25 protein-coding genes are annotated in these 25,957 nt (G+C 36.8%); 12 read left to right on the top strand and 13 right to left on the bottom strand.

Going from position 1 to position 25,957, the window contains the following annotated elements; all coding sequences use genetic code 11:
- Positions 1-65: 65 nt before the first annotated feature.
- From DEU39_RS02085 to DEU39_RS02060, 6 genes are all read right to left on the bottom strand, one after another.
- On the bottom strand, positions 66-854 hold the full coding sequence (locus tag DEU39_RS02085) for an SDR family oxidoreductase (RefSeq protein WP_120230761.1): 789 nt from the start codon (positions 852-854) through the stop codon (positions 66-68).
- Positions 855-1,036: 182 nt separating this feature from the next.
- Positions 1,037-1,849 carry a hypothetical protein gene (locus DEU39_RS02080; RefSeq protein ID WP_120230760.1) on the bottom strand — a complete coding sequence of 271 codons (813 nt, stop codon included), beginning with the start codon at positions 1,847-1,849 and terminating at the stop codon, positions 1,037-1,039.
- Between the two features lie 381 nt (positions 1,850-2,230).
- On the bottom strand, positions 2,231-2,620 hold the full coding sequence (locus DEU39_RS02075) for a RidA family protein (RefSeq protein ID WP_120230759.1): 390 nt from the start codon (positions 2,618-2,620) through the stop codon (positions 2,231-2,233).
- Between the two features lie 100 nt (positions 2,621-2,720).
- Positions 2,721-3,284 (bottom strand): Crp/Fnr family transcriptional regulator, encoded by a 564-nt coding sequence (locus DEU39_RS02070; RefSeq protein ID WP_120230758.1) that lies wholly within the window; start codon positions 3,282-3,284, stop codon positions 2,721-2,723.
- Positions 3,285-3,355: 71 nt separating this feature from the next.
- Positions 3,356-3,847 carry a hypothetical protein gene (locus tag DEU39_RS02065; protein ID WP_120230757.1) on the bottom strand — a complete coding sequence of 164 codons (492 nt, stop codon included), beginning with the start codon at positions 3,845-3,847 and terminating at the stop codon, positions 3,356-3,358.
- A gap of 9 nt (positions 3,848-3,856) precedes the next feature.
- Positions 3,857-4,450: a TlpA family protein disulfide reductase gene (locus DEU39_RS02060; protein WP_228436601.1), complete on the bottom strand. Its 594-nt coding sequence runs from the start codon at positions 4,448-4,450 to the stop codon at positions 3,857-3,859.
- A 414-nt stretch (positions 4,451-4,864) separates the two neighbouring features.
- On the opposite strand from DEU39_RS02060, the gene DEU39_RS02055 reads away from it, so the two are divergent.
- On the top strand, positions 4,865-7,195 hold the full coding sequence (locus DEU39_RS02055) for a TonB-dependent receptor (protein WP_062670509.1): 2,331 nt from the start codon (positions 4,865-4,867) through the stop codon (positions 7,193-7,195).
- 3 nt (positions 7,196-7,198) lie between these two features.
- The gene (locus tag DEU39_RS02050) at positions 7,199-8,017 is read left to right on the top strand and encodes a DUF4249 domain-containing protein (protein WP_062670511.1); all 819 of its coding nucleotides are present in this window, start codon (positions 7,199-7,201) and stop codon (positions 8,015-8,017) included.
- A 51-nt stretch (positions 8,018-8,068) separates the two neighbouring features.
- On the opposite strand, the gene DEU39_RS02045 is transcribed toward DEU39_RS02050, so the two are convergent.
- Positions 8,069-8,794, bottom strand: coding sequence for a YoaK family protein (locus DEU39_RS02045; protein ID WP_120230755.1), 726 nt, complete (start codon positions 8,792-8,794; stop codon positions 8,069-8,071).
- 394 nt (positions 8,795-9,188) lie between these two features.
- Between DEU39_RS02045 and DEU39_RS02040 the strand changes: the two genes are divergently transcribed.
- Together DEU39_RS02040 and DEU39_RS02035 are read left to right on the top strand one after the other, a co-directional pair.
- A complete protein-coding gene (locus DEU39_RS02040; protein ID WP_062670516.1) occupies positions 9,189-9,875 on the top strand; it encodes a Crp/Fnr family transcriptional regulator in 687 nt (228 codons plus the stop codon).
- Positions 9,876-9,977: 102 nt separating this feature from the next.
- A complete protein-coding gene (locus DEU39_RS02035; RefSeq protein WP_120230754.1) occupies positions 9,978-10,373 on the top strand; it encodes a VOC family protein in 396 nt (131 codons plus the stop codon).
- A gap of 74 nt (positions 10,374-10,447) precedes the next feature.
- On the opposite strand, the gene DEU39_RS02030 is transcribed toward DEU39_RS02035, so the two are convergent.
- The 4 genes from DEU39_RS02030 to DEU39_RS02015 form a co-directional block, all read right to left on the bottom strand.
- Entirely contained in the window at positions 10,448-11,395 is a 948-nt protein-coding gene (locus tag DEU39_RS02030; RefSeq protein WP_120230753.1) for an alpha/beta fold hydrolase, read from the bottom strand.
- 145 nt (positions 11,396-11,540) lie between these two features.
- Entirely contained in the window at positions 11,541-11,948 is a 408-nt protein-coding gene (locus DEU39_RS02025) for an ACT domain-containing protein (RefSeq protein ID WP_062670523.1), read from the bottom strand.
- Between the two features lie 477 nt (positions 11,949-12,425).
- Positions 12,426-13,079, bottom strand: a complete 654-nt coding sequence (locus tag DEU39_RS02020; RefSeq protein ID WP_120230752.1) for a response regulator transcription factor — start codon at positions 13,077-13,079, stop codon at positions 12,426-12,428.
- Positions 13,057-14,790, bottom strand: coding sequence for a sensor histidine kinase (locus tag DEU39_RS02015; RefSeq protein WP_120230751.1), 1,734 nt, complete (start codon positions 14,788-14,790; stop codon positions 13,057-13,059). The genes DEU39_RS02020 and DEU39_RS02015 overlap by 23 nt, the downstream gene beginning before the upstream one ends.
- Positions 14,791-15,475: 685 nt before the next feature.
- On the opposite strand from DEU39_RS02015, the gene DEU39_RS02010 reads away from it, so the two are divergent.
- The 4 genes from DEU39_RS02010 (at position 15,476) to DEU39_RS01995 (ending at position 21,409) form a co-directional block, all read left to right on the top strand.
- Positions 15,476-16,663: an FAD-dependent oxidoreductase gene (locus DEU39_RS02010; protein WP_062670528.1), complete on the top strand. Its 1,188-nt coding sequence runs from the start codon at positions 15,476-15,478 to the stop codon at positions 16,661-16,663.
- Positions 16,664-16,676: 13 nt separating this feature from the next.
- Entirely contained in the window at positions 16,677-18,449 is a 1,773-nt protein-coding gene (locus DEU39_RS02005; RefSeq protein ID WP_120230750.1) for a flavin monoamine oxidase family protein, read from the top strand.
- A gap of 306 nt (positions 18,450-18,755) precedes the next feature.
- The gene (locus tag DEU39_RS02000) at positions 18,756-19,895 is read left to right on the top strand and encodes a vWA domain-containing protein (protein ID WP_120230749.1); all 1,140 of its coding nucleotides are present in this window, start codon (positions 18,756-18,758) and stop codon (positions 19,893-19,895) included.
- A 59-nt stretch (positions 19,896-19,954) separates the two neighbouring features.
- Positions 19,955-21,409, top strand: a complete 1,455-nt coding sequence (locus tag DEU39_RS01995) for a sigma 54-interacting transcriptional regulator (RefSeq protein WP_120230748.1) — start codon at positions 19,955-19,957, stop codon at positions 21,407-21,409.
- Positions 21,410-21,639: 230 nt separating this feature from the next.
- Here DEU39_RS01995 and DEU39_RS01990 read toward each other — a convergent pair whose 3' ends face one another.
- On the bottom strand, positions 21,640-21,888 hold the full coding sequence (locus DEU39_RS01990; protein WP_120230747.1) for a YybH family protein: 249 nt from the start codon (positions 21,886-21,888) through the stop codon (positions 21,640-21,642).
- A complete protein-coding gene (locus DEU39_RS01985) occupies positions 21,888-22,136 on the bottom strand; it encodes a hypothetical protein (protein ID WP_062670538.1) in 249 nt (82 codons plus the stop codon). Before DEU39_RS01985 ends, DEU39_RS01990 begins: the two co-directional genes overlap by 1 nt.
- Before the next feature lie 162 nt (positions 22,137-22,298).
- Here DEU39_RS01985 and DEU39_RS01980 point away from each other — a divergent pair, with 162 nt between their 5' ends.
- From DEU39_RS01980 to DEU39_RS01965, 4 genes are all read left to right on the top strand, one after another.
- Positions 22,299-23,123 (top strand): GyrI-like domain-containing protein, encoded by an 825-nt coding sequence (locus DEU39_RS01980; protein WP_120232178.1) that lies wholly within the window; start codon positions 22,299-22,301, stop codon positions 23,121-23,123.
- 69 nt (positions 23,124-23,192) lie between these two features.
- Positions 23,193-24,314: an agmatine/peptidylarginine deiminase gene (locus DEU39_RS01975; protein ID WP_062670542.1), complete on the top strand. Its 1,122-nt coding sequence runs from the start codon at positions 23,193-23,195 to the stop codon at positions 24,312-24,314.
- 125 nt (positions 24,315-24,439) lie between these two features.
- Positions 24,440-25,381, top strand: a complete 942-nt coding sequence (locus DEU39_RS01970) for a 3',5'-cyclic-nucleotide phosphodiesterase (protein ID WP_120230746.1) — start codon at positions 24,440-24,442, stop codon at positions 25,379-25,381.
- Positions 25,382-25,565: 184 nt separating this feature from the next.
- Complete coding sequence (locus DEU39_RS01965) at positions 25,566-25,895, top strand: ArsR/SmtB family transcription factor (protein ID WP_062670547.1); 330 nt, start codon at positions 25,566-25,568, stop codon at positions 25,893-25,895.
- Positions 25,896-25,957 lie beyond the last annotated feature (62 nt).

The following is a 25,957-nucleotide window of genomic DNA, read 5'->3' as shown; positions in this document are numbered from 1 at the left end:
AAAAGGTTTATTACATTTACCTTATTTATTTGGAATAATTTATTAGTTTCTTAAATGGTAAAAGTTTAATAGGTATTATTCAATCCTCCATCCAAAGGAATACTTGTTCCGGTAAGATAATTTGAATATTCCGAAGCCAGAAAAGCCACGAGATGTCCATACTCCTCAGGTTGTCCGAATCTTTTCATCGGAATCTTATTTTCCCTCGCCTTTTTTATTTCTTCTTCAGAATTGCCGCTTTGCTGCGCTTCATGAGCAACGAGTTTCTGAATTCTTTCAGTATCGAAGTATCCTGTTAAGACATTATTTACCGTGATATTATGCTGTGCAATTTCTTTGGAAAGCGTTTTGGCCCACGCAATCACTGCAGAACGGATAGAATTGGACAAGGCCAGATTTCCAATCGGTTCTTTTACTGAAAGAGATGAAACATTAATGATACGCCCTTTCTTCTGTTGGATCATATGAGGTAAAGCCAGCAATGTTGTTTCACAAACAGTTTTAAAAAGAAGATCAAATGCTTTCTGATAATCCTCTGTATTTTTATCCACTGCCAACCCCGGTTCCGGACCATTGGTATTATTCACCAGAATATCTATCGAATGATCATTAAAAAATCCTTCTATAATTTTCTTATAACTTTCAAAATCTGAAAAATCTGCTACCAGGTATCCATGTTTCTGATCAGGATTGATGACTGGCAGTGCAGCAACGAAATCTTTAAGTTTTGCTTTATTGCGGGCCATAACAGTAACATTGGCTCCACATTTTGCCAGTTCTACAGCAATTCCTGCTCCTATTCCCTGGGTTGCTCCTCCCACTAAAGCGTTTTTTGAAAAAAGTTGAATATTCATCTTTGCAATGAGTATTGATTATCTGTATAAATATAAGCAATCTTTATTTTTAATGATCATTTAATGTACAGCAGGCGCTATTTTATACAACAGTAAACACCAGGGTAAGCTGGTGTTTCAGTATTTGTGTTATTAGAATTTTTGCTAAAAGAATAATGCCTGATATGGGAACTTTAAAGAAATTAATCTCCGATACGGAAAACAAGTAATTGGGTAGAGGTTGCAGCCAGACTCATTCCTGCTCCTCCACAGTTACCGGATTGGCCTCTTCCAAGAGTTATCGTCCATGTTCTGTTGGCTGGAACAGTGGTAGCATAGGTTATGGTACCTCCGTGATTAGAAAGGGCTCCTTCTGAGTGTGAAGCCGTACTGTGAATTCGAGTAGAACCTGTGTTAAGAGGGAAATCTATAAAATATGAGCTGATAGTACATCCTGTTGCATTATGAGTTGCTTCATACACAAAAGTCATCTGATAAGTTCCTGCAGGAAATGTAATAGTACTTGTTCCTGCGTTATAGCTCATACCGGGAATGGTATTTTTAACCACAGACATAGGGACCACCTGTGATCCGCCTGCACCTTGTGCCTGCAAGAAATTGGTCTGTGCAGTTTCCAGCCTGAAAACTGCAGGATTTGGAATAGATAAAGCGCCTAATGTACCGATACTTTTAACAACACCAGTCGCATCCACTACCAACAGAGGATCTGTAGTGGTATTTCCTGCAGAAAGCCCCTGTACTCGCAACGGATCGGTTCCATTGATATGAAGCTTATTCGTTGGAAACGTAGTCCCGATTCCCATGTTTCCAGCGGCAGTAACAGCTACATCATTGGCCTGTTGTGCCGCCGAAGGTGTTCCTGTAGCAGGATTATCTTTGGCTGCATCAATATTGAAAACACCCTGTGGATTGGAAGTCTGAATACCTACCTGCGCACTTATAAAAATATAATTTCCTGTTAGAAGAAATAAAGAATAGATAAGTTTACGTTTCATAATAAATAATTTTTGATCAACATTAAAATGATTTTAAAAACAAAAAGCTAAAATTATTGTGATAAAATTAAAGATTCAACCTAAATAATCACTTATATTAAAACAAATATAATAAATTTCACACAAAAGAGAACTAGGCTTATAAAAATAATTGTTAATTTTTCAATAAACTCAATTTCAATTATCAGCATTCCATTCACAGATTATATAATAAGCATAGTTATTTAGAAACTTTTATTTATATTCATAAGATTGTTATTCTTATATAAACCCTCTACTTTTTGAAAAAATCAGATTTATCAATCTTTCAGATAATATTTTTAAACAATACAAAAAACCTTCTAATATATAAGAAGGTTTCTTTTAATTTTAAACGATAATCTATTTGAGCACGGTTGCTTCCAGTTCCACTTTTAAAGTTTCAAACAAACCTTTCACTTCAAGCATTGTTACGGCCTGCTGAATTTTATGTCTGCCAATCCATTCCTGAAGAATAGGAAAATGAGGCCAGAGTTCTTCCGTAGAAGTAGTATAAATATTTAATCTTACAATACCGCTGCATTTATACCCTGCTGTAGTAATCACTTCTTCCAGGTTGGCAATAGCCTGTTCCAGCTGCGATTTCATACCCTTATTACTGGATGTTCCATCGGGGTCAATAGCTGCCTGTCCCGAGCAATATAAAGTACTTTGCACATTTTTTACCTCTACCGCCTGTGAATAGCTTCTTTCATTCTGCCATTTCCAAGGATTAACCGTTCTTTTTTCCATTGTCTTGAATTTGTTATTTGTTACTGTACAAAATTGCAGAACAAATACAGCAAATTCCTGTGATACGGATCACGATTATAGTGTGAGTTTGATCACAGCGTTACAGAGGCAGACGGCTTAAAGTTTCTCTGGACACCCCTAAATAAGCAGCCAAAAGAGATTTGGGAACACGCTGAACAAGAGAAGGATATTTTTTCAAAAGCTGCTCATAGCGTTCTTTTATTCCTGTTGTCATCATGGAAATGGTACGCTGTTGAGCCGTAATAAATCCCATATATGCTTTTTCAAGGAAGAAATGCTCCAGCTTTGGAAGTTGAGCGCAAAGTTTTCTGTAATCGTCCAGCTTAATACACAGTACTTCCGTATCTTCAATACATTCCAGAGACATTGTTGCTGCCGTTTGCTGATAATAAGCGGGAAAATCTGTTTCCCACCAGTCTTCCATGGCAAATCCAACAATATGTTCTTTTCCGGTTTCGTCAGAATAAACCAGCTTCAGCAAGCCTTTCAGGACAAAATAATTATAGGGAACCGTTTCCCCTTCCTGTACCAGAAACTGATGTTTCCTATATTTTTTATAAGTAAAGCAGGATGATATGAATTCAAATTCATCATCATTAAGAGGAATTATTTTTTCAATATGGGTTCTTAGCTGATGCAGCATATTCTATTTCTTATGGTAAAAGTATTGTTTTTTCACTTAGACATTTACATTCATTGCTGATAAAATAAGCGTTACAATGTAAACGGATACATATCACTTAATGTGGGATGAATAGTATTCAGGGCTTTATAAAACTCTTGCCGAACCGGCTCAGTGATATGGTCATATTGATCAAAACAGTCATCCAGCTGATGGATAATGAATGTCATTTGCAGCCATTCTTCAAAATTAATATGCATCGGCTTCAGCTTCCCTTCATCATCATAATCATAGAAAAAAACCTTCTGATCCCTGTCCAGAAACCATCGGTCACCTTGTCCGTTGCCAGCAAAACACCAGTACTCCGGCAAGTTAAATTCTTTATTTTCATTGACTGCATCCACTGAATTGTACAGAATGGTTTCAGAAGATATTTCTGATGTTTTTATTTGAGTAACCAGCGTTTTATAGTTTTCAGAGAAAGGAAAATCTATAACCTTTGGAAAGTTCTGCACGGCGCTTTTTTCTTTAAGGATTTCATTTTCTATTGCTGTAAGAGTTGGCAGGATAAAAGGAATCATCATTATTAAAAATTATGGATTTTCTTTCAAAAGCTCATCAATCTGTTTATAAAATGAATCTTTACTGTAGTCTGCCAATCCTTTATGATGCAGGCGGATTTCTCCTTTTTTATCCAGTACAACAGTGGTTGGTAAAGGTCCGCTATACAATACATCAGGGATATTTCCGGCCGGCGTAAGAAAAGGAACCGTAAAGCCTTTTTCTTTTAAATAAGATTTTCCAGGAGCAGGAGTATCATCCAGATTTACTGTAAGAAATACCATATCCGGATTGTTTTTGTACTGATCATACAGTTTCTGAACAGACGGAAACTCAGCACGGCACGGAGGACACCAGGAGGCCCAGAAATTAATGAAGACTACTTTATTCTGTAACGCAGAAGGATCGATAACCTTTCCATCTTCATTTTTCAGCATCAGCCCGGCATAGGAAACTTTGGCTGCATTATTCAGGGTTTCTTTTGGTTCTGATATCCTGGAATTGAGAATTCCTGTGGAAGCCACCTGTCTCATCAGCCATGCCTTTGCATCTTTATTCACCAAAATGATAATAAACAATACTGTAAGTACTGCTGTAGAGCCATTTTTTCTTAACCAGATCTTCATATTTTCCATATTCTCCCGCTTAATTCCCAGCCAATATAGGATTAATATTTTGATCAAAAGACAGGAAGGGCTTTTTTTAAAATAAAAATCCCTTACATCTCAGGATTCTAACAAACACTACACTGAAAATTTCACGTTAACAGTAATAAAATTCGTTCAACAAGCGTTAATAATTTGTTTTTCAACAAAATCAACAGAAAAACAACAATAAATCAATATACAATGCATAATAGTATTATTTATGTAACCATCTTATTTTATCGTTGCTATTAAATTTTTACAAAACCCAATTTCCAATGGATTTATTTCATAATTAAATTGTTACGTGTAACAAATCCCCTATTCATCTAACTAATCATACATCAATTAAACATTAATTCCTATACAAGAGATCTACTACTTTAAAATAAACTAATGCAAACATCCTTTTTAAAAATCACTGCAGCCACCGCTGCGCTCTGTTTCAGTACCCTGGCAATAGCCCAGCAAACGTATTCCGTAAGTGGAACCGTGAAAGACAAAAAAAACGGTGAATTGCTCATCGGAGTTTCTGTAAAAGTAAGTGAAGATCCTACCATCAATGTTGTAGCCAATGAGTATGGATTTTACTCACTTTCCTTACCTGAAGGAAATTATACCCTGATTATTTCCTACCCTGGATATCAGGATTTTGAACAGCAAATCAAAGTAGATCAGAATATAAAAGTTGATCTTCCCCTCCTTCCTGCAGAAACTGCAGCAAAAGCAATTGATGAAGTGGTGATAACCGGCATTAAAAAGGATAAAAACCTGACTTCGGCTCAAATGGGAGCAGAAACATTAAGCATTAAAAATATCGAAAAACTTCCTGTTCTGTTTGGAGAAAAGGATGTAATGAAAACCATACAGCTTTTACCCGGCATTAAAAGCAACGGTGAAGGAAGCAGTGGATTCAGTGTACGTGGTGGTGCTACCGACCAGAACCTGATTTTACTGGATGAAGCTCCGGTTTATAATGCCTCTCACCTTCTTGGATTTTTCAGTACATTCAACAGTGATGCTCTGAAAGATGCCAGCATCATTAAAGGAAACAGCCCCGCACAATACGGAGGCCGCCTTTCTTCTGTATTAGATGTTAAAATGAAAGACGGAAACAACAAAGATTATAACATCAATGGAGGAATCGGACTTATCAGCAGCAGATTGAGTGTGGAAGGTCCCATTCAAAAAGAAAAGTCTTCATTCATTGTTTCAGGGAGAAGAACGTATGCGGATTTGTTTCTTAAAACCAATAAAGATTATAAAGACAACAAATTATATTTTTATGATCTGAATCTTAAAGCGAATTATCAGATCAATGAAAACAACCGTATTTACCTGTCCGGATATTTTGGAAGAGATGTTCTGGGATTGGGAGATACTTTCAATACCGACTGGGGAAATACTACGGCAACTTTGAGATGGAACAGCATTATCAGCAGTAAACTATTCTCCAATACGTCATTCATCTACAGTAATTATGATTATAAAATCAGTCTGAAAAATGATGATACTGTATTTGATTTAAATTCAAAAATCCGTGACTGGAATCTTAAGCAGGACTTTACCTGGTTTGCAGGAAACAAACATTCTGTACGTTTTGGTCTGCAGTCTATTTATCATACCCTTACTCCGAGCAGTGCTTCCGGCACTACAGTGAGCAGCTTTGCAAGAAATCCGAGATATTCATGGGAGAATGCCGTTTATATTAATGATGATTATAAAGCAACGGAAAAGCTAACGATTAATTATGGAGCAAGGCTCTCCATGTTCAGCATATTGGGAGGTGATACATTCAATACTTATGAGAATGGTGTGCTCACCGACAGTAAATTCTTAGAAAAAGGAAAATTCGGAAAAACCTATGTGAATATTGAGCCACGTATTAGCGCCAACTACCGCATCAATGAATTTAGTAGTGTAAAAGGAGGTTATTCCAGAAATACCCAGAATCTTCACCTCTTAAGCAACAGCAACAGTGGAAACCCTACCGACCAGTGGATAGGAAGCAGTTACACGGTAAAACCGGAAATTGCAGATCAGATCAGCCTTGGTTACAGCAGAAATTTCAACAACAATAATTATGAACTGAACGCTGAAATCTACTATAAAGACATGAAAAACCAAATCGACTTCAAAAATGGAGCTCAAATTGGTTTTGACACTGGAGCGGATGTAGAAAGTGAACTGCTATTCGGAAAAGGAAGAGCTTACGGTCTCGAACTTATTGCCAAAAAGAAAAGCGGAAAACTGACAGGATGGATTTCCTATACCCTTTCCAAAACAGAAAGAAAGATTAACGGAATCAATAATAACGAATGGTACAATGCCAGAATGGATAAAACCCATGACCTTTCTATCGTTGCGACCTATCAGCTTAATCCAAAGTGGAGTTTTTCGGGACTTTTCGTATATAGCACAGGAAATGCGGTTACCTTCCCTACCGGAAAATATGAACTCAACGGACAAACCATATTCCAGTATAGTAACAGAAATGCAGACAGAATGCCGGCCTATCACAGAATGGATCTGAGTGCGACTTATGAACCAAGTTCCAATAAACGATTCCGTGGTTCATGGACATTCGGTATTTACAACCTATATGGTAGAGAAAATGCCTACACCATCAACTTTGAAGACAATCCTGACCGTCCCGGAACAACCCGTGCGATGCAGACTTCTTTATTCCGTTGGGTACCCAACATCACTTATAATTTCAAATTCTAAATCATGAAAAACACATTATATATCATAGTATCTCTTCTTGCATTAACTTCTTGTGAAAAAGAGATCGACCTGGACCTGAATGATCAAAGCGGAAACATTGTCATTGAAGGAAATGTAACCAATCAATCAGGACCTTACACAGTGAAAATCACCAAGTCAGTAAGCTTTTCATCACCTAATCAATATCCGGCTGTTACTGGCGCTCAGGTTATTTTAAGTGATAATACAGGTCAAACAGAAACCCTTCATTATGTAGGAAACGGAGTCTATCAAACGACTACTTTTGCCGGAGAACCTGGTAGAACCTATACTTTGAAAGTAGAGTCCGAAGGAAAGCAGTATAGCGCTCAGAGCAAAATGCCTGAAGTGGTCAATTTCGATGGATTACAGCAGAGTTCTTTCAAATTTGGAGATAAAACCACGTATACCCTCTTACCATTATTTACAGATCCATTACCATTAGGAAACCGCTATCTTTTTAGCTTTACCATCAATGATCTTACTAAAAAGTACATGAATACTTTTTCAGATAATGTGAATAACGGATTACCCAATCAACAGCCTCTGATTCTTCCTAATGACGATAATAAAGGCAGAGATCATGAAGTGGTAGTAGGAGATAAAATTCATGTAGAGATGCAATCTATAGATAACAACGTATTTACGTATTACAGTGCTTTACTTCAGATTTCAGGCGGCAATGGCGGAACTGCAACTCCAACCAATCCTCCAAGTAATATCAGTAATGGAGCATTGGGATATTTTTCAGCCCATACTACAGATACACAAACTTTTGTTATCGAGCAGATGACCACTCCATAAATTTAAAAAAGGATATTCCAATGATGGGAATATCCTTTTTTATTCTCTGTTCTATCTTAATCTCCTTTTTAAAGCATAATATCTATACAGAAGCTTATCATACCGGATCACACAAAACAGAAATCCTGCTGTAACCATCAATGTTTTGAGACCGATCATGCTATACCCAAAACCGCCAATAATGCATCCTGAAAAAAAGAAGGCGATAATCACCAGTTTAAGAGTGATGTTCTTTGTAAGCTGTTTCTTTTCATTTTCCCGTTCTTTAAAGAAAAGTTTTGAAAGTTCTATTCCCAGATCAGTAAATAATCCCGTAAGATGAGTTGTTCTCACCACAGACTGGGATACTCTTGTTACTAATGAATTCTGAACTCCCATTGCAAAAAGCAAAAGACCGGCAATGGTATAAGGAGATATTGATAGTTTCAGTAGCCTATCATCTGATAGTCCCACAAAACCTAATATCAGAATTTCAGTAATCAAAGGAATAAGATGCGGGCGAAACATGCTACGTCCGGAAGAAAATTCAACCATAAAGCTTGAGCAGAATGCTCCTCCCAGAAAGCACATAATAAAGACAAGATAAGTAAGAGCTTCACTATAATGACTGAGTAGAATTTCTTCGGAAAAGAAGGCAAAGTGCCCCGTTATGTTAGTGGTAAGTATTTTAACAGATAATACTCCCACAATATTCACTATTCCGGCAACAAAAGAAAGTGCTGATGCCAGCTTAAGATTATGAAAATAGGTTCTGTTTCTCCCTCTGTGCCTGAACATTTTAAATTTCTATAAGGGTTGTATATTGTGTTTTTTTAAAATTTTACTCAAAAAACAGCTGGATAAAATAAATAAGCAAAAAAAATAAATTAGAAATGTCAGCATAAAGCCGTGAAAAACATATCCGCTTAACTATTTATCCAGTGTTCTTTATAGAATTACGGAATCCTCTTTAACGTAAAATTCTACTTTTTCCGTAACAAATAACAGATCAGTCTATGACATGAAAATGCCTTTAAAACCTCTCTGAAATGTTCTGTTTCTTATTTCAGTACCAATTTTATTACTTTTGTAAAAGTAATTCGTTCAGAAAAAAAACCATGTGATATAGATGGGTTTAAAATGTGATTTAAGTTAAAAACTGAGCGTAAATTCAACAGCCGTATAAAAAATTATGATCTCAAAATTTATTTTCAATAATCAGTATCTTTTTGATGAACTCCCCGAGTATGACAAAAATCTGCTTACAGGAGCAATGAAAACCAAAAACTACCGTAAAAATGAGCCCATATTTACGGACGGGACAAAACCTAACGGCGTTTACTACCTGAATGAGGGTAAAATAAAGAAATACAAGGTTGATAATGACGGAAGGGAACAGATTATTTACATTTACAGTTCCGGAGAATTTTTCGGCTATTCTGCGATCCTGAGCAACGAATCTTATGGAGATACGACCTCAACACTGGAGAATTCAGTTATTTCTTTTATTTCGAAAGACAGCTTTCTGGATATTCTAAGCCAATCATCAGTACTTTCAAGGTTGTTACTGAAATCTTTGAGTCATGAATTCAGTGTGATGGCCAACCTTATTGCTGTTTTATCTCATCGTACCGTAAGAGAAAGAGCCGCTCTTAGCCTGCTGATTCTTCATGATAAATATAAATCAAGTGATGCTCCTGATGAAGAAGTATTTATTACGCTTTCTCGTGTGGATCTTGCCAATATGGTAGGAACGGCCAGAGAAACTTTAGCGCGTATCATCAATGATTTCAAACAGGAAAAACTCATCAGATCCGAAGGACGGAAAATACAGATTATCAACGTTAAACAGTTAATTCATATTGCTAATTTTTATTAGTAAAATTATTCAAATTAAAAATCGTTTATTTCTACTGACAGTCTGTTGTCATAAACACCTGTTACCTTTGCTTATAATTAGTTTAAACAAATAAGTATCCTTATGAAACTTACCTCATTGAGAATGATCAGCAAAGACATTAAAGCAACAGTAGCATTTTATGAACAGATCTTGGGTATAACTGCCACATGGTATACGGAAGATTTTGCAGAACTTTCTACCGATTCTATTACGATCGCTGTCGGAAGTACACGAACAATGAAAATGTTCTCGGAAGGTCTTACCGATTTTGCAGGAACAAAATCAACCATCATTGAGTTTTTGGTTAAAAATGTTGACGAAGAATATGAAAGAATCAAAAGTATAGCTTCCGAAATTATTCAAGAGCCCACAACAATGCCCTGGGGAAACAGATCTCTCCTGTTCTGTGATCCGGATGGCAATATGATTAACTTTTTTACTCCAGTGAGTGAAGAGGCTGTGAAGAAATTCAGTTAATTTTTTATCCATCAACACAAAACTCGCTGAGGACTTCAGCGAGTTTTTCATAAATATATTGATATTATTTTAATTTATTCTCCAAGGAATTCAATGGCTTTTCCAACAAAGGCATCATGATATTGATAGAAAGAAGCGTGTCCTGAATCCGGGAAAATTACCAGTTCTGCATGGTCTAAATGCTGAGCCATATTTTTCGCATTCTGAACAGATACCGGAAGGTCGTTTTCACCATGAACAATCAGTACCGGATTTTTGATTTTTTGTATTTCTGTAAGGGCATCAGGATTAGGTTGAGCCCAACTCAATACAGCGGTAAACTGCGAGTTTGAAGTGGCATCACTTAAAGAAAGATCCCTATCCGTAGTACGAAGCTGAACCCTTGCGAAAGATGCTTTTCCTTCTGCAATACTTTGAGCAGATTCTGTAAAACCGAATTTCAGAAATGAAGCTTCCGGGCTTAATCCGGCTGTTCCTGCAATAATATTGGGAAGATTAGATAACCCGATTGCTCCCTGTGGGCCTGTACCTGTTAAAATCACTTTATTGATCAGTGAAGGGTTAGTCAGTACTATTCTCTGTGCAATAAATCCACCCATTGAAAATCCCATGATATTCACTTTGGTATAATGTAGAGCTTTAATAAAATCTACAGCATCATCAGCCATCGCCTGAACCGTATTGGGCGTTGTTCCTTTTGAAGAAGCAACACCTTTATTGTCAAAGATAATTACCTTATACTTCTTGGCCAGTCCATCAGTCACTGCAGGATCCCAGTCATCCATTGAACCTCCCAATCCCGGAAGAAGAACCAGAGGAACTCCGTCTTCTTTTCCTAAAACACGGTAGGCAATGGCATTTCCTTTAACAGTTATGAATTGGGTTTTGGCAGTTTGGTGGCTGTTATTTTGTATCTCCTGTGTCGTGGGAGGCTCATTTTCTTCAGTGCAGGATACGGTCACTACCGTAAAAAGAGTTAAACATAATAAGCTTACGGCTGAGATTTTTCTGATTGTTTTCATTGTCGTTTATTTTTGTATGATTATGGTGCAAACATAAAACACAAAAACAGGAAGAACACTTATAAGCTTTATCAACAGGACATTTTAGCCGCCCAATTAGACATTTTACAAGGTGAAAATAAAAAGTAAAAACTCAAAACAATGTTTAAAGTTCCTGAGCTGATCTCAATGCATCAAGGGCATCCATTGCTTTTTCAGCGTCTTTTACTGCTACAAAAATATGATCATGAAAATAAGCTGCCACTACGTTACAACTAATATTCTCCTTTCTCAAAGCATTGGCAAAAGCTGCAGTAAGTCCTACCGCTTCCAGAGAAGAGTGAATATTCAAGGTAATCCAGGAAGAAATATAACTGTAGTCTAAAGACCATTCATCTGCAATATTTTTTTCTAAAACAATAGTGACCGCTTCAGTTTCCCGAAAGAAAAACAGAATTCTATCGATATCCTGTATTCCACCTAAAGTTTCAACAGTACAAAATACATATTCTCCTCTATTCAATACGGGTTCCATATTCTGAATCAGTACCGCTAAGTCTTTTTCTCCTGACATCTTTTTTTGATGCAAAACTAAAGCATCGATGGCAGCATTTGTTTATCATTTGATAAAAAACGCAAAAAGGAGGCTGTATGCCTCCTTTTTGTGTTTGTAATGTAACCTATCACTGAACCTCACTATATGTGTTTGTGTTTTTTTTGATCATTTGGCTTTTTTAAGAAGTCCGGTTAAGGTTATTCATACACTTCTAATTTCATCAGTGTTTATTAATTTTTCATCATTTGTGTTTCTATAACTACAGTTTTATTATTTGTATAGTTATAATCATTTGTTGTTTTTGTGTTTGAAACTTCAGAAGTTAAAAAGCATTTCTCAGTTGCTTTTTCATTACTTAAATTTCATAGTACAAAGGAACAACATTCTCAAATAAAATTCCCTATAAACCCCATCGATACATATCGATCGACTTATAGATATTTATCGATGAAATATAATATCCTGACTCATTGAAGTGGTGATTATCCTGAAACACTATAGTTTATGATGGGTTTTGACAAGCTCTACCAGCTCAACTATATTTTCGATCTTTAGTTTTTCAAAAATATTCTTTTTGATTGTGCTTACTGTATTTTGTTTGATATTCAGACTGTTTGAAATTTCCAGGTTTCCATACCCTTCAGCATAAAGTTCTGCAATCTCCATTTCTCTTTTGGTTAAAATGTTGAGGGGACTTATCAGATCCGGGTTGTAAACAAACTGTACCAATAGATTTCGTAAAAGAGCAGAGAAATATTCACCCTTCTCGATAAAGGCCGTGATCGCTTCCCTTACCTCTTCCTCTTCACTCAGTTTACTCAGATAACCATCAGCACCGGCTTTGATGAATTTAAGACCATGCAACTCTTCTTCAAGTCCTGTAAAAATCAAAATTTTAATATCAGGATTTACACTTTTCATCTGAGGTAAAATATGAAGACTGTTTCCGTCCGGGAAATGGGCATCAATGATAGCCATCTCTATTCCTTTTGATTCTATGAGCTCCAAGACCTGATGTAGGGATGAAGTCTGATACACTTTAGCGTCAGGAACAATATCACTGATCACAATTTCCATTCCCTGACGTACAATACTGTGGTCGTCTGCCAGAAGGAATATAATCTCTTTATTTTGAATTGGTGTTTCCATTATTATTACTATTTAAATTGATCCTGAATGTCACTTTAGTTCCTTTATGCAATTTGCTTTCCACAGATATATCGCCATCGAAAAGTTCTACAATTTCTTTTACCAGATTAAGCCCAAGTCCCGCTCCCAGATTATCCACTTCATCAGAAACCATTCCCTGATAATAAGGATCAAAAATTTTACCGAGATCAGCTTCTGATATTCCTACTCCGGTATCTGCTACTGTTGTGATCAGGGTAATTTTATTGTCTCCAAGGGATTCTGTAGCCAATACAAGATCAATCTGTCCGTTTTCTGTAAACTTGTTGGCATTTCCCAGAATATTCATAAAAATCTGATTGATTCTGATATTATCCGAATACACTACTAGATTTTCAGGGATTCTGTCTGTGACCGCAAACCTGTTGTTTCTCGTTTCCAGATAAGGAGTAATGACCTTTACAATAGAACTGATCTCATCTTTAAGGTTAAAAACAGATTTTATAAGTTCTTTTTCTGCATTTTCATTTTTAGTGTATTCCAGAATCTGGTTAGATTGCAGAAGCAAAGTGCTGTTGGTAAACTTGATGGATTTAAGATAATCCTTTATCGTCTCATCTTCAGTAGATCTGTGAATTTTATCTATGAAAATATTGATGATTTTCAAAGGAGATCTCAAGTCATGACTTAACATTCCCAAAATCCTGTTTTTGAAATTAAGGTTCTTTTTAATTTCCTTATTGGCTGCATCCAGTTTTTGTTCATAAACAAAAGCCATTCTTGTAAAATACATGATCAGAATAGAAACAATAAACATCAGAATCATCAGTCCCAATACGAGATAAGTCCTTATCTTGTTATTATTCGAACTCTGCTCGTTGTATTCTCTTTCCAGTTCAGATTTAAAATCTTTGATAGCATTTTCGTATACTTCTATTAAGTTATTACTGTACACCAACAGTTTACTGAAATTGCTGTAAAACTGTAAGTTATTTTTCTGACTAATGGCTGCAAGGAGCTGAACCTTTTTTACTTCAGCTGCATAATGCTTGTCTATAGATTTTATCGTATTGTCCATTTTGGATTTTACCTGAGAAAGATCTATAGTTTTATTATTGGTCATCGTAATCACCGTACTCTCCTTCTGAACATCTACTTTCCCTGTTACCGCATCTTTTAAACGCCCGAAAAAGCCTTTCTTTTTAACCGTATCCGCATACGTACGGGTTTGAATCTTGAAATCTTCAAAATCATTTTTATACTTGGCAGGCTCATACTGCTTATCCTCAATTTTTGCCGGTGGATTCAGAGAAGTCTGGTACACTGAATCTATCAATGTCTTCAATTTTGCAGTCTTTAAGGTATCCTTGCTACGAAGCGCCAGATTTTTTTTCAGTCTCGGACTTGTATTTTCATATTCACCAATTTTATCAAAATTAGTCTTAAGCTTTCTCAATGACTGGAAATAGAGCTGCAGATCATTATTATCCTGAGTCGCCATATATTTTTGAAGATGATCCTGTGCATCCATGAAATCTTTCCTGGAATTATCAGTCAATCCTCCCAATGCACGGCTTTCCTCAAGCTGATCTTTAATAAACTTCAGCTTCTTCCCATTGACAAATTCATTGTAGAAAAATGTGGCAATAATGACCTGTATCAGTAAAATACAAAGGATCAAAGAGTAATGAACAAGTTTTCTCAATTTAAAATTTAAGAATTTATTTTTCATATTTGTTTATCAGTTAAATTAATTTCCTGATGACATAAGTCCATTAGATATTAGCCTTTAACAATATAGCATTATTTTCAATAATTTCATAATATGCATACATCATTCAATTGGCAAAGTTAAAGTAATTTTTGTCTTCTTATAATAATGAATATTTGATTAAACTCACAGAATTTATTTTTTTTTACTATTAAAATGCTTTGTAAACATTCAGTTTTATGTATGTAAATCTATTTTTTTAGATCAATTGCAAAAAGTTGAGGCTCAGTAAAATATTATTTTTCTGTTCATTTTATTACAAATAGTAAACAATAAGTCAAAAAAATGAGCATATAACTCATAGACCACTTATTCCATATCCACCTTGTAATTATTGAAACAGCCTTCTGGATATGGATTTCCTGGCATTCCGTATTTCTACTCAATACCACATTTGGTAATTAACACTCTAAGAAGATATATGCTCTTCTTTGTTACTTTGAAAGGCTTATTAACCGTGACACTATTCAATGGAAAACCAGAATATTCACATGTACCGGAAGATTGGTCTCAACACTTAAACTATCGTAGTAAATAAGATTCAGAGAGTATTAAAAATTAGTAATGAGGGTTCATTCCTTCATATGGATGTCTTTACTTTTCTGTATTTCTTCTTACGATTATAAAACATAAAACAAAATAACCTATGATTACAGAAAACTACGACGTAATCGTCATTGGCGGAGGAGCAATAGGACTGGCTACAGCTTATCATCTCGGTCAGCGTCAGGCTAAGACTTTAGTACTGGAACAATATACTTTTGTGAATCAATTAGGCAGCTCTGCAGGAGTATCACGCCAGTTCCGGATTCCTTATCCGGATGAATATATGGTACAAATGGCTTTAGAGGCACAGCCTTATTGGGATGAATTGCAGAAAAAGACAGACGCCCAATTGCTGGATAAAGTTGGAACACTTTGGTTTGGAGACCCTGAAGTACACTCCACTGAAGGAAATATTGCGGAGGCAGAAAAAGCATTACAGGCTTTAGGAGTTCCTTATACGACTTTAACATCAAAGGAAATTGAAGAGCAGTATCATTTCAAAAATTTACCGGATAATTATACAGGCCTGTTCCAACCTGATGGTGCCAGCATCAATTTTAAAGCAACTATTGAAACACTTTTAGCTCTTTGTCAGAAGGAAGAAACCGTAGAACTCAGAGAAGATTCTCCGGTGCTTGAAATTAAACAAAACGGTGATCTTTTTGAGCTTACTACACCCAACGGAATTTATATCGCTAAAAAACTGGCCATCATTCCCGGACCTTATATCAACAGTGTGATCAATCTGCTTGATTTTAAAATAGAAGCCACTTACTGGAATATGTCTTCTGCTTATTTTAAAAAGACCGACCCTACGATACAATATCCAACATGGTTTGTATTTCAGAATGCAAGCGGAGAAAACGGCAATCAATTCTACGGCTTTCCTTCCGTGGAATGGGATCATCCCGAATACATTCGTGTAGCACCGGATTTTGTAATCAAACCTTTGGAAGAACCGAGTGACAGAACACTAATTCCCAACCCTCAGGAACTGGCTTATACTTCAGAATGGATTAAGAATCATATGAGCGGACTCAGCATCGTTCCGGAATATACTTCAACATGCCTTATCGCTTTGAGTACAATTCCTAATAAAGAACTACTGATTGATTTTGCTCCGTCTTATGTTCCCAACCATAAAAACATTGTGGTGTACGCTACCGGATGGGCAGCCAAATTCACTCCTTTCTTAGGAAAAATCATGTCGGATCTTGCCTTGGATGGACATACAGATTTCGATATTACCCCCTTCCGATTAGGATATAAATATTTCTTAGCCCTTTAAAAATTATAAAACCATGAATCAAGAAAACGTCAACAAAAATACACCGCTGTATCCAGGAATGCAGCGCGATCTGAAAGTAGAAGTAGCCATTATCGGTGCCGGAACTTCCGGATTATATACAGCCTTTCGCTTGGTAGCAGACCAAAAATACAAAGGTCATGAAGTCCAGATCTTCGATATGAGTGACAAATTAGGAGGAAGACTGGAATCTGTCATGATGCCGGGAATGAATTTCTGGGGTGAACTCGGAGGAATGCGTTATCTGACTTCTCAGGAAATTGTAACAACTCTGATTGAAGGTTACCCATTGAAAGAAACAGATCTGAGCAAAAGAACCCCTGTTCTGAAAGATAAAATGACTCCTATTCCTTTCCATATGGGAGACCCTGACAAACTGTTGATGTACATCAGAAAAGAGCGTTTCAAACAGAATGCATGGACAGAAGAACAGAAACAAGGCAATAAACTGATTACACGCTACTATCTGAATGAAAATGATGAAGGTTTCAGCTCTGATCAGTTATTCAACAAAATTATATATAATGTTTTAATGGCAGACCCATGGGTAGCTGCAACCTATAAAGATCTGATTACTGCTGATCCTAATGGTTATGATTACACTTTCAAACTGACCAGCCGAGACTGGGATGCTATAAAACCAAGAATGGTTTACAATTTCCCGGGTTCTCCTTATGACAAACGCCTGGTAAACGATATTGGTTTCTGGAACTTAATCAAAGACCAGGTTTCTCAGGAAGGATATGAGTTCTTAGCAAATGCCGGAGGATATTATTCCAATACCATCAACTGGAATTCTGCAGAAGCGTTTCCGTATATGGTAGGAGATTTCTCTGCTGATACTACCTACAAAACCATTGAGGAAGGCTATGACAGTATTGCCTATGCAGTAGCCAACACTTATATGGAATATGAAGGAGCACGCATCTGGTCTGAAAACAAGCTGATTACTTTCACCAAAGATCATCATTTGACCGCTACCCATAAATACGAATTAACTTTCCTGAATATACAAAGCAACGAAACATGGAAAGTGTATGCCAATTCAATCGTATTGGGTATGCCAAGAAAATCACTTGAACTTCTGGATCAGAATAACTTCTTTTTTGATGCCAACAGACACCAGAAACTGAACGAAAATATCCGTTCCATCATCATGGAGCCCGCATTTAAAATCCTTATGGGTTTTGAAGGTCCGTGGTGGAGAGATCTGGGGATTGATTCCGGGCATTCTATTACAGACTTACCTATGAGACAATGTTATTATTTCGGTACCGATACTGAAACTAAAAACTCAATGCTATTGGGAAGCTATGGTGATATGGAAACAGAAACATTCTGGAAAGCACTTTCTGATGACAAAGTGCTGTTTAAAGTAAGAGCTGCAAGATCTGCCTCATTGGAAGAATTGCATAAGCTTGACGATGTCCAGGCTACAGAATTCATGGTGAATGAATTGATAAATCAGCTGAAAGAATTACACGGAGTAGATATTCCTCAACCGTATGTAACCTATTTCAGAGACTGGACAGATGATCCTTACGGTGCAGGATATCATGCATGGAAAGCAGGTTTCTCCGTAAAAGATGTGATGCCTTATATGAGAAAACCGTTGATGGATGAACAGATTCATATTATCGGGGAAGCGTATTCTGATCAGCAAGGCTGGGTGGAAGGTGCTTTCTGTGAAGCAGAAAAAATGCTTCAGACTCATTTTAAATTAGACTGGCCCTACTGGTTAGATCCTGAATATTATTTAGGATGGTAACCATGTATTAATAGTAAGATGATGTGTAATAAGCTCCGGAATAATTCGGAGCTTTATTATTTCCATTTTGACAGTAACTCACAACCGCAGTTAATTTTAGATTCTTTTTAAGCTCTAACAAACAACAAGCTGTTATATTCTTATTCCATATCACCATCATTAGTATTTTCTATTTTTCTACGGAAATCTTGCGATGATATTTTCATAACTTTTCAGTTTGAAACGAAATAAAGAATACTTCAGACAATTCATTACATTTTCTGAAATATTCAAAAGCAAATAACTGCAAAACCTCTTTATCATCTTATGACAGATAAAAATTTTAATCCAGGAAAAGGATTTATATTCAGTAAACATGTGCCGGAGGAATTATCACATTTTGACCGCATCTTTGATGTTTTCAAAGATTTGCTTACCCACACCTCCGGAGATATTGAAGAAGCTTTCGAGTGGCTGGACATGCTTGATCAGGAATATGATATTTTCAGTGATGAATACACCCTTCAGGATTTTGAAGAAGATCTGAAAAAACGAGGCTACATTAGGGAAGAAGATCCTGAAGAAAGCAACACAGGAAGTGGAAAAGGTAAAAATATATTAACTCCGAAACTTGAAGCCGCTCTTCGTGAATATGCATTGGATCAGATTTTTGGAAAACTGAAGAAAAACGGAGCCGGAAATCACAGGACCAACAAAACAGGAATCGGGGATGAAAGAGATGGCGAAAACCGTTCCTTCCAATACGGAGATGATCTTGCCGCCGTGAATATGACGGAAAGTTTAAAAAATGCACAGATCAACAACGGAATCTCAGACCTTCGCCTGACAGAAGAAGACCTCATCGTAGAGGAAACAAAACACAAGGCACAAATGAGTACCGTCCTGATGATCGACATCAGCCACTCTATGATTTTATATGGTGAGGACCGAATTACACCAGCCAAAAAAGTAGCTATGGCACTCGTGGAATTGATCAAGCGTAAATATCCGAAAGATTCCATTGATATTATTGTTTTTGGTAACGAAGCCTGGCCCATTAAGATCAAAGACCTTCCCTATCTGAAGGTAGGCCCTTATCATACCAATACCGTAGCCGGACTTGAGCTGGCCATGGATATTCTGCGCAGAAAAAGAAATACCAACAAACAGATTTTTATGATCACCGATGGGAAACCTAGTTGTATTCAGCTTCCTAGTGGTGAATTTTATATGAACAGCTTTGGTCTGGATGAAAAAATTGTAAACCAATGTTTCAACAGAGCAGCGCAGGCAAGAAAACTGAAAATTCCTATCACCACCTTCATGATTGCTCAGGATCCTTATCTGCGTCAGTTTGTGGAGGAATTCACAGCTCAAAACAAAGGAAAAGCATTCCTCACAGGGCTATCAGGCTTAGGACAGATGATTTTTGAAGATTACGAGAAAAACAGAATAAGAAGAATATAAAGATCAGATTTAAATGATTTAAAATAAAAACCTGATCTGATAAATAGTATTACAAGACAATGAAAAACGATATTACATTCAAAGAATTAAAAAAAACCGGCTATACTCATAAAACAATTAATGAGGAAATCCAAGCCAATTTAATTGCAAGAATTAAAGCTAAAGAACCCGTATTTAAAGGACTTTGGGGGTATGAAGACACGGTAGTTCCGCAATTGAAAAAAGCAATACTCGCCGGCCACCACATCAATTTATTGGGACTACGCGGCCAGGCAAAAACCAGAATTGCAAGAAGCATGGTTGATCTGCTTGATGAATATATGCCTATCGTAAAGGGATCAGAAATTAATGACAGTCCTTTTCATCCCATTTCAAAGTTTGCCAAAGATCTGCTTGCTGAATTAGGAGATGAAACTCCAATTTCGTGGGTACACCGTTCTCATCGTTTCTACGAAAAACTGGCTACTCCCGATGTGAATGTTGCAGATTTAATTGGTGATATAGACCCTATTAAAGCAGCTACCTTGAAACTACCCTATTCCGATGAACGTGTTTTACATTACGGAATGATTCCACGTGCCAACCGCTCTATTTTTGTTTTAAATGAATTGCCGGATCTGCAGGCCAGAATCCAGGTTTCCCTGTTTAATATTTTACAGGAAGGAGATATTCAGATCCGTGGATTCCAGCTGAGAATGCCGCTTGATATTCAGTTTGTTTTCACAGCCAATCCGGAAGACTATACCAACAGAGGAAGTATTGTAACCCCGCTGAAAGACAGGATCGGGTCTCAGATTTTCACCCATTATCCAAAAACTATCGCTCTTGCAAGACAAATTACAGAACAGGAAGCACTGATTTCTGCTGAAGATAAAGCACAGATCCAGATTCCTGATCTGGCGAAAGATCTCCTGGAAGAAGTTGCTTTTGCAGCCCGTATCAGCGAATATGTGGATGCGAAAAGTGGTGTCAGTGCCCGTCTTACCATCAGTGCTATGGAAAATTTAATGGCAGCAGCCAAATTACGTTTAATTGAATCCGGAGCAGAGAGAACTACTGTACGTCTGCTTGACTTCATGTCGATCATTCCATCAATCACAGGGAAAATCGAACTGGTCTATGAAGGTGAACAGGAAGGTGCTGATTACGTAGCCAAAATCTTAATTGATAAAGCCGTAATGACCCAATTTGAAAGCCTGTTCCCACGTATTTCAAAACTGGAAAAAGAAGGGATCAAAACACCGTACACTGACCTGATCAGGTGGTTCAACAAAAATCATTTAGAACTTAATTACAATGATACGGATGAAGAATTCTATGCTAAACTTGATAAGATAGAACCTCTGACAACTGTAGTGGAAGAAAATGCTTCCGAATTGAGCAAAGAAGATCAGAACTTCTGCAAAGAACTGGTGCTTTGGGCATTAACGATCAGCAATAAAATTGACAAATCTGAAAATCAGAATGCATTCACTTTCGATTCTCCCGGGATTGGCCAATTCTTACGTAACTAAAAATCAGTAAAATACTATAAAAGTAAAACCTTCAGTTCAGCTGAAGGTTTTTTATTTGTTTCTGAAAGACTTTATACCAGATTGTCATTTTTAAGCACAGCAGAACCGAAAGGATTGTCAACCAACCATAGCCACTCTCCTTCTTCATTTCTTTTCATGATACAGGAAGTATTGCCTGTCATATGAATAGAATGCCCATCAGGAGCAGTTCCCGTTATTTCCCACTGATCCTACCACATCGCCAGATCATTTACAACAGTGATATGCGGAGTTTCACCCTGAATATCCAGTTTTAAGCGACAAATCTCATTCATTGCCCTTTCTATCTGCTCAGGTCCTCTCCATTCTCTTCCATCGCGGTCTATGTAGACTGCTTCAGGATGAAAACAGCTTAATGCTCCTTTTACATCTCCATTTCTGATGCAATACCGAAAATAGGCTACAGCACCAATTTCTGTTTTTCTGTTAAACTCCTGCATTACTTCACATTTCTGGAGTCCATTTCCCTTTTCAAGCCTTTCTTTCCTTTATTCCAGCTGTTGGCCACAAAAAAAGCAAGAAGTATCGGTAAGAAAGTAGTGAAACTGATCCCTTTGGTTATGGTACTATAAATAGAAATTCCAGCCAATACTCCCAGGATGATAGCATTCACAACATTTCTGGCTTCGATAGTTCTTTTTTTCTCTATCAGCTCCTGATCGGTTAATTCTGACAAATCTTTTTCCATATTGAATGTATTTTTTGGTTTTTTGTTTTAAAGCGGTAAAATTCATTTTTTTTAAAAGCTATTTTTGCCGAAAGCTAAAATACGATATTGTCAAGATATTTTTTTTATTTCTTTTATTTGTAATTTATTTCATACCACCAGTTTCGGACAATTTCAATGCTTATGGAAGACAACCTGAATTGTATTTACAGAGTTATCAATTTCATGGAAAAGAATTATGATCAGCCTGTTTCTGTAAAGGAACTGGAAGACATTTCTCATTATTCTTACCGGAATATCCAGCGCATTTTCAAGTACAGCTGTGGGGAAACAATAGGTGCGTTCCAACAGAGGCTGAAAGTAGAAAATGCCTATAAACGGATTCTTTATACTCAGGAAAATCTCACCTCCATTGCCATTGAAGTGGGTTTTGCCAATATCGCTTCCTTTTCAAAAGCCTTTAAACAACATTTTGGGATTTCTCCTAAAGCTGCAAAACAAAGTAAGGAACAACTTCTTTGTGGAGATGCCATCATCCCTGTTATCTCAGAAGTCTTACTGGAACCCGAAATTGTATATCTGAAGCCTGTGCAGGTATATTATCAGAGCATGAACACCTATTATAACAATGAAGAGATTGAAGTGCTGTGGGAAAAGTTCAAGGAAAATGATTTCCCTGACTCCGGGATAGAATATTTTGGAGTTATAGCCGATGAACCATTAATAAAAACAGAAATCAACTGCCGCTATGATGCATGCTCATCCGTTCAGTCCGGAAATAAAAAGCTACCTTCAAAAATGATATTCGGAGGTAAATATGCCCGCTTTACCCATCATGGAAGCTACGAAACAATAGACGACACGTATACGAAGATCTATTCACGCTGGATTTTCAATTCAGGTCTTGAGTTTTCACACACTCCTATCATTGAAAAGTATGAAAATCATGCTGAAAACGAAGATGATCAGGAAAAACAACTGACCTATATTTTATTACCTTTGAAGTAAGTTGTCAATTTGGGACAACTTTAAGAAAAACAATCGATCTAATTTTGCCCTGTTAAAAATAGATCAGTTATGCAAAAAAAGAAAATCATGTTCCCATTATTACCTCTTCTTCTATTATCCTGCTCATCAGCAGACTTAACAGAATTACCGGGTATGGTAAATCCGGAAACCATTGTTTACAAAATGCCTGAAGAATCAGCTCCCCATGAAGGAACCTGGCTTCAGTGGCCACATCAGTATCAATATGGAACTACCTACCGAAACCGTCTGGACGCCACCTGGGTAGCCATGACCAAAGAACTTGTACAAAGTGAAAAAGTTCACATTATTGCTTATGACGGTGCAGAAAAGAATCGTATTATAGGCCTGCTCAACAATGCTGGAGTTTCTCTTACCAATATCAACTTCAAAATTTATCCAACGGATGATTTCTGGGTAAGGGATAACGGTCCTATTTATGTAAAAGATCAGAACGGACAGTTATTCATTCAGGACTGGGGATTTAACGGCTGGGGAAACAAAGCCGATTACAGCAAATGTAACGTAATACCTTCAAAAATAGCAGCCGATACCAATATACCAAAAATCAATCTTAATTCAGTCATGATCAATGAAGGAGGAAGTGTGGAAATTGACGGAAACGGAGTGTTGATGGCTTGTAAAAGTTCTATTCTGAATAATAACAGAAATCCGGGAATGACGCAACAACAGGCAGAAGCCATATTTACTAAAAACCTCGGAGTAACCAAATTTATCTGGCTGAATGGAAAAGCCGGTCTGGATATCACAGACATGCACATCGATGGGTTTGCCCGATTTGCTAATTCATCTACCATTATCACAATGAATCCGGACGATCTTAACTACTGGCAGGTTCCCAATGGAGATATTGATAAACTGTATGATGCAACCACAAAAACCGGAGCTGCCTATCAGTTTGTAAAAGTACCTTTAACAAGAAATGATGTGATCACTACTTACGGGAAAAATGTGGGCCGCGCCTCATACATCAATTATTATATTGCCAATAACCGTGTATTGGTTCCTAATTATAATGACCCGAATGATGCAGTTGCCAACAACATCATCCAACAGCTCTATCCTGGTAAACAGGTAGTTGGAATCGATTGCCGTAATTTATTCGCCAATGGAGGAATGGTGCATTGTGTCACCCAGCAACAACCTCAATAAAATAATCGTAAGAATAAAGCCTGCTCATTTCAGCAGGCTTTACTGATAAACGGCTTCAGTCGTCAAAAAATAGCGTAAATTTGCTCTGTCCATCCCGAAAAAGATGGTTTTCTATTATACGTATTATGAAAAAAACAGCACTTTCTTTATTGGTTCTTCTGAATATTGTTTGCCAGGCACAAAATTTTGATGTAATTCCCTTAGGAATATATGGTGGTGAGCAGGAAGACAATTTATCAGCCTATCTGGTAGGCGCTCCAAAAGACAATGCATTTCTCTGCCTGGATGCCGGTACCGTAAATGCCGGAATACGAAAAGCGATTGAACTGAAAAGTCTTGAAGGATCAGCAGAAACGGTTTTAAAAGATCAGATCAAAGGGTATTTTGTATCCCACGGTCATCTCGATCATTTGTCAGGGCTTATCATCAATTCTCCGGCTGATTCCAAGAAAGATATTTTCGCCATAGCTCCTGTGATTCAGATTTTACAGAATCATTACTTTATTACAGATACCTGGATCAATTTTGCAGATCAGGGACAAAAACCAATCCTTGGAAAATACCATTATAATGAACTCAAGGAAGGAACTGAGATTCCAGCGCCTAAAACACCTTTTTTTATAACAGGCTATGAACTGAGCCACGTAAATCCATATAAAAGCAGTGCCGCATTGGTAAGAAGAGAAAATCATTATCTGCTTTATCTTGGAGATACCGGTGCAGACCGTATAGAAAAATCTGACCGTCTGGATCAACTTTGGAATAGGACAGCTCCACTTGTTAAAAAAAGACAGCTCAACACGATATTAATTGAAGTTTCTTTCCCCAACAGTCAGCCAGAACATCTGCTGTTCGGGCACCTTACTCCGAATCTGCTGATTGAGGAATTGAGCAAACTCAAAGAAAAGACAGGACAAAGCAGCCTTGAAGGCCTTAATATAGTAGTTACGCATAGAAAACCGACAGGTGATAATCCAGAACTTATCAAAAAAGAGCTACTGAAAAACAATCCTCTAAAGGTAAATTATATCTTCCCGGAACAAGGTAAAAAGATTAGTTTACCGTAACAACAAATCAAAAGATGAAGCGGAAACAAGCTTCATCTTTTTTGATTTACAACTGTATCATTCATAACAAAACAATTTTAATATACTGAAATTCAATAATTTAATTTTATTTATCTGAAATTAATAAGTTTTTTCATGGTTATATTAATTTATCATCGTAATATTGCAATATAAAATTACAACAATGGGAGTTACTAAAACAGAAATTTATACTGACGAGCAAAATAAGCTGGCTTCTCTGCTTAAAGTTTTGGGACATCCGGCAAGAATCGCTATTTTACAGTATATCATTAATCAAAAAGCATGTATCTGTAATGATCTTGTTGAAGAACTTGGATTGGCTCAGGCTACCATTTCCCAACATTTAAAAGAGCTGAAGAATATTGGAATTATCAAAGGTTCCATTGAAGGAAAATCTGTATGCTACTGCATTAATGAAAGCAACTGGAAACAGTTTCAAAATGAATTCAACCTGTTTTTTAATCAGGATGTTAGTATAAAACAATGCTGTTAAGGCATTTTTTTGAACAAAAACATCGTAATATTGCAATATAACACTAGAAAATTATAACACTA

Origin of the sequence: Chryseobacterium sp. AG363 (genome assembly GCF_003610675.1) — a bacterium.
Lineage (GTDB): Bacteria > Bacteroidota > Bacteroidia > Flavobacteriales > Weeksellaceae > Chryseobacterium > Chryseobacterium cucumeris.
This window is presented reverse-complemented; position numbering and strand designations above follow the sequence as displayed.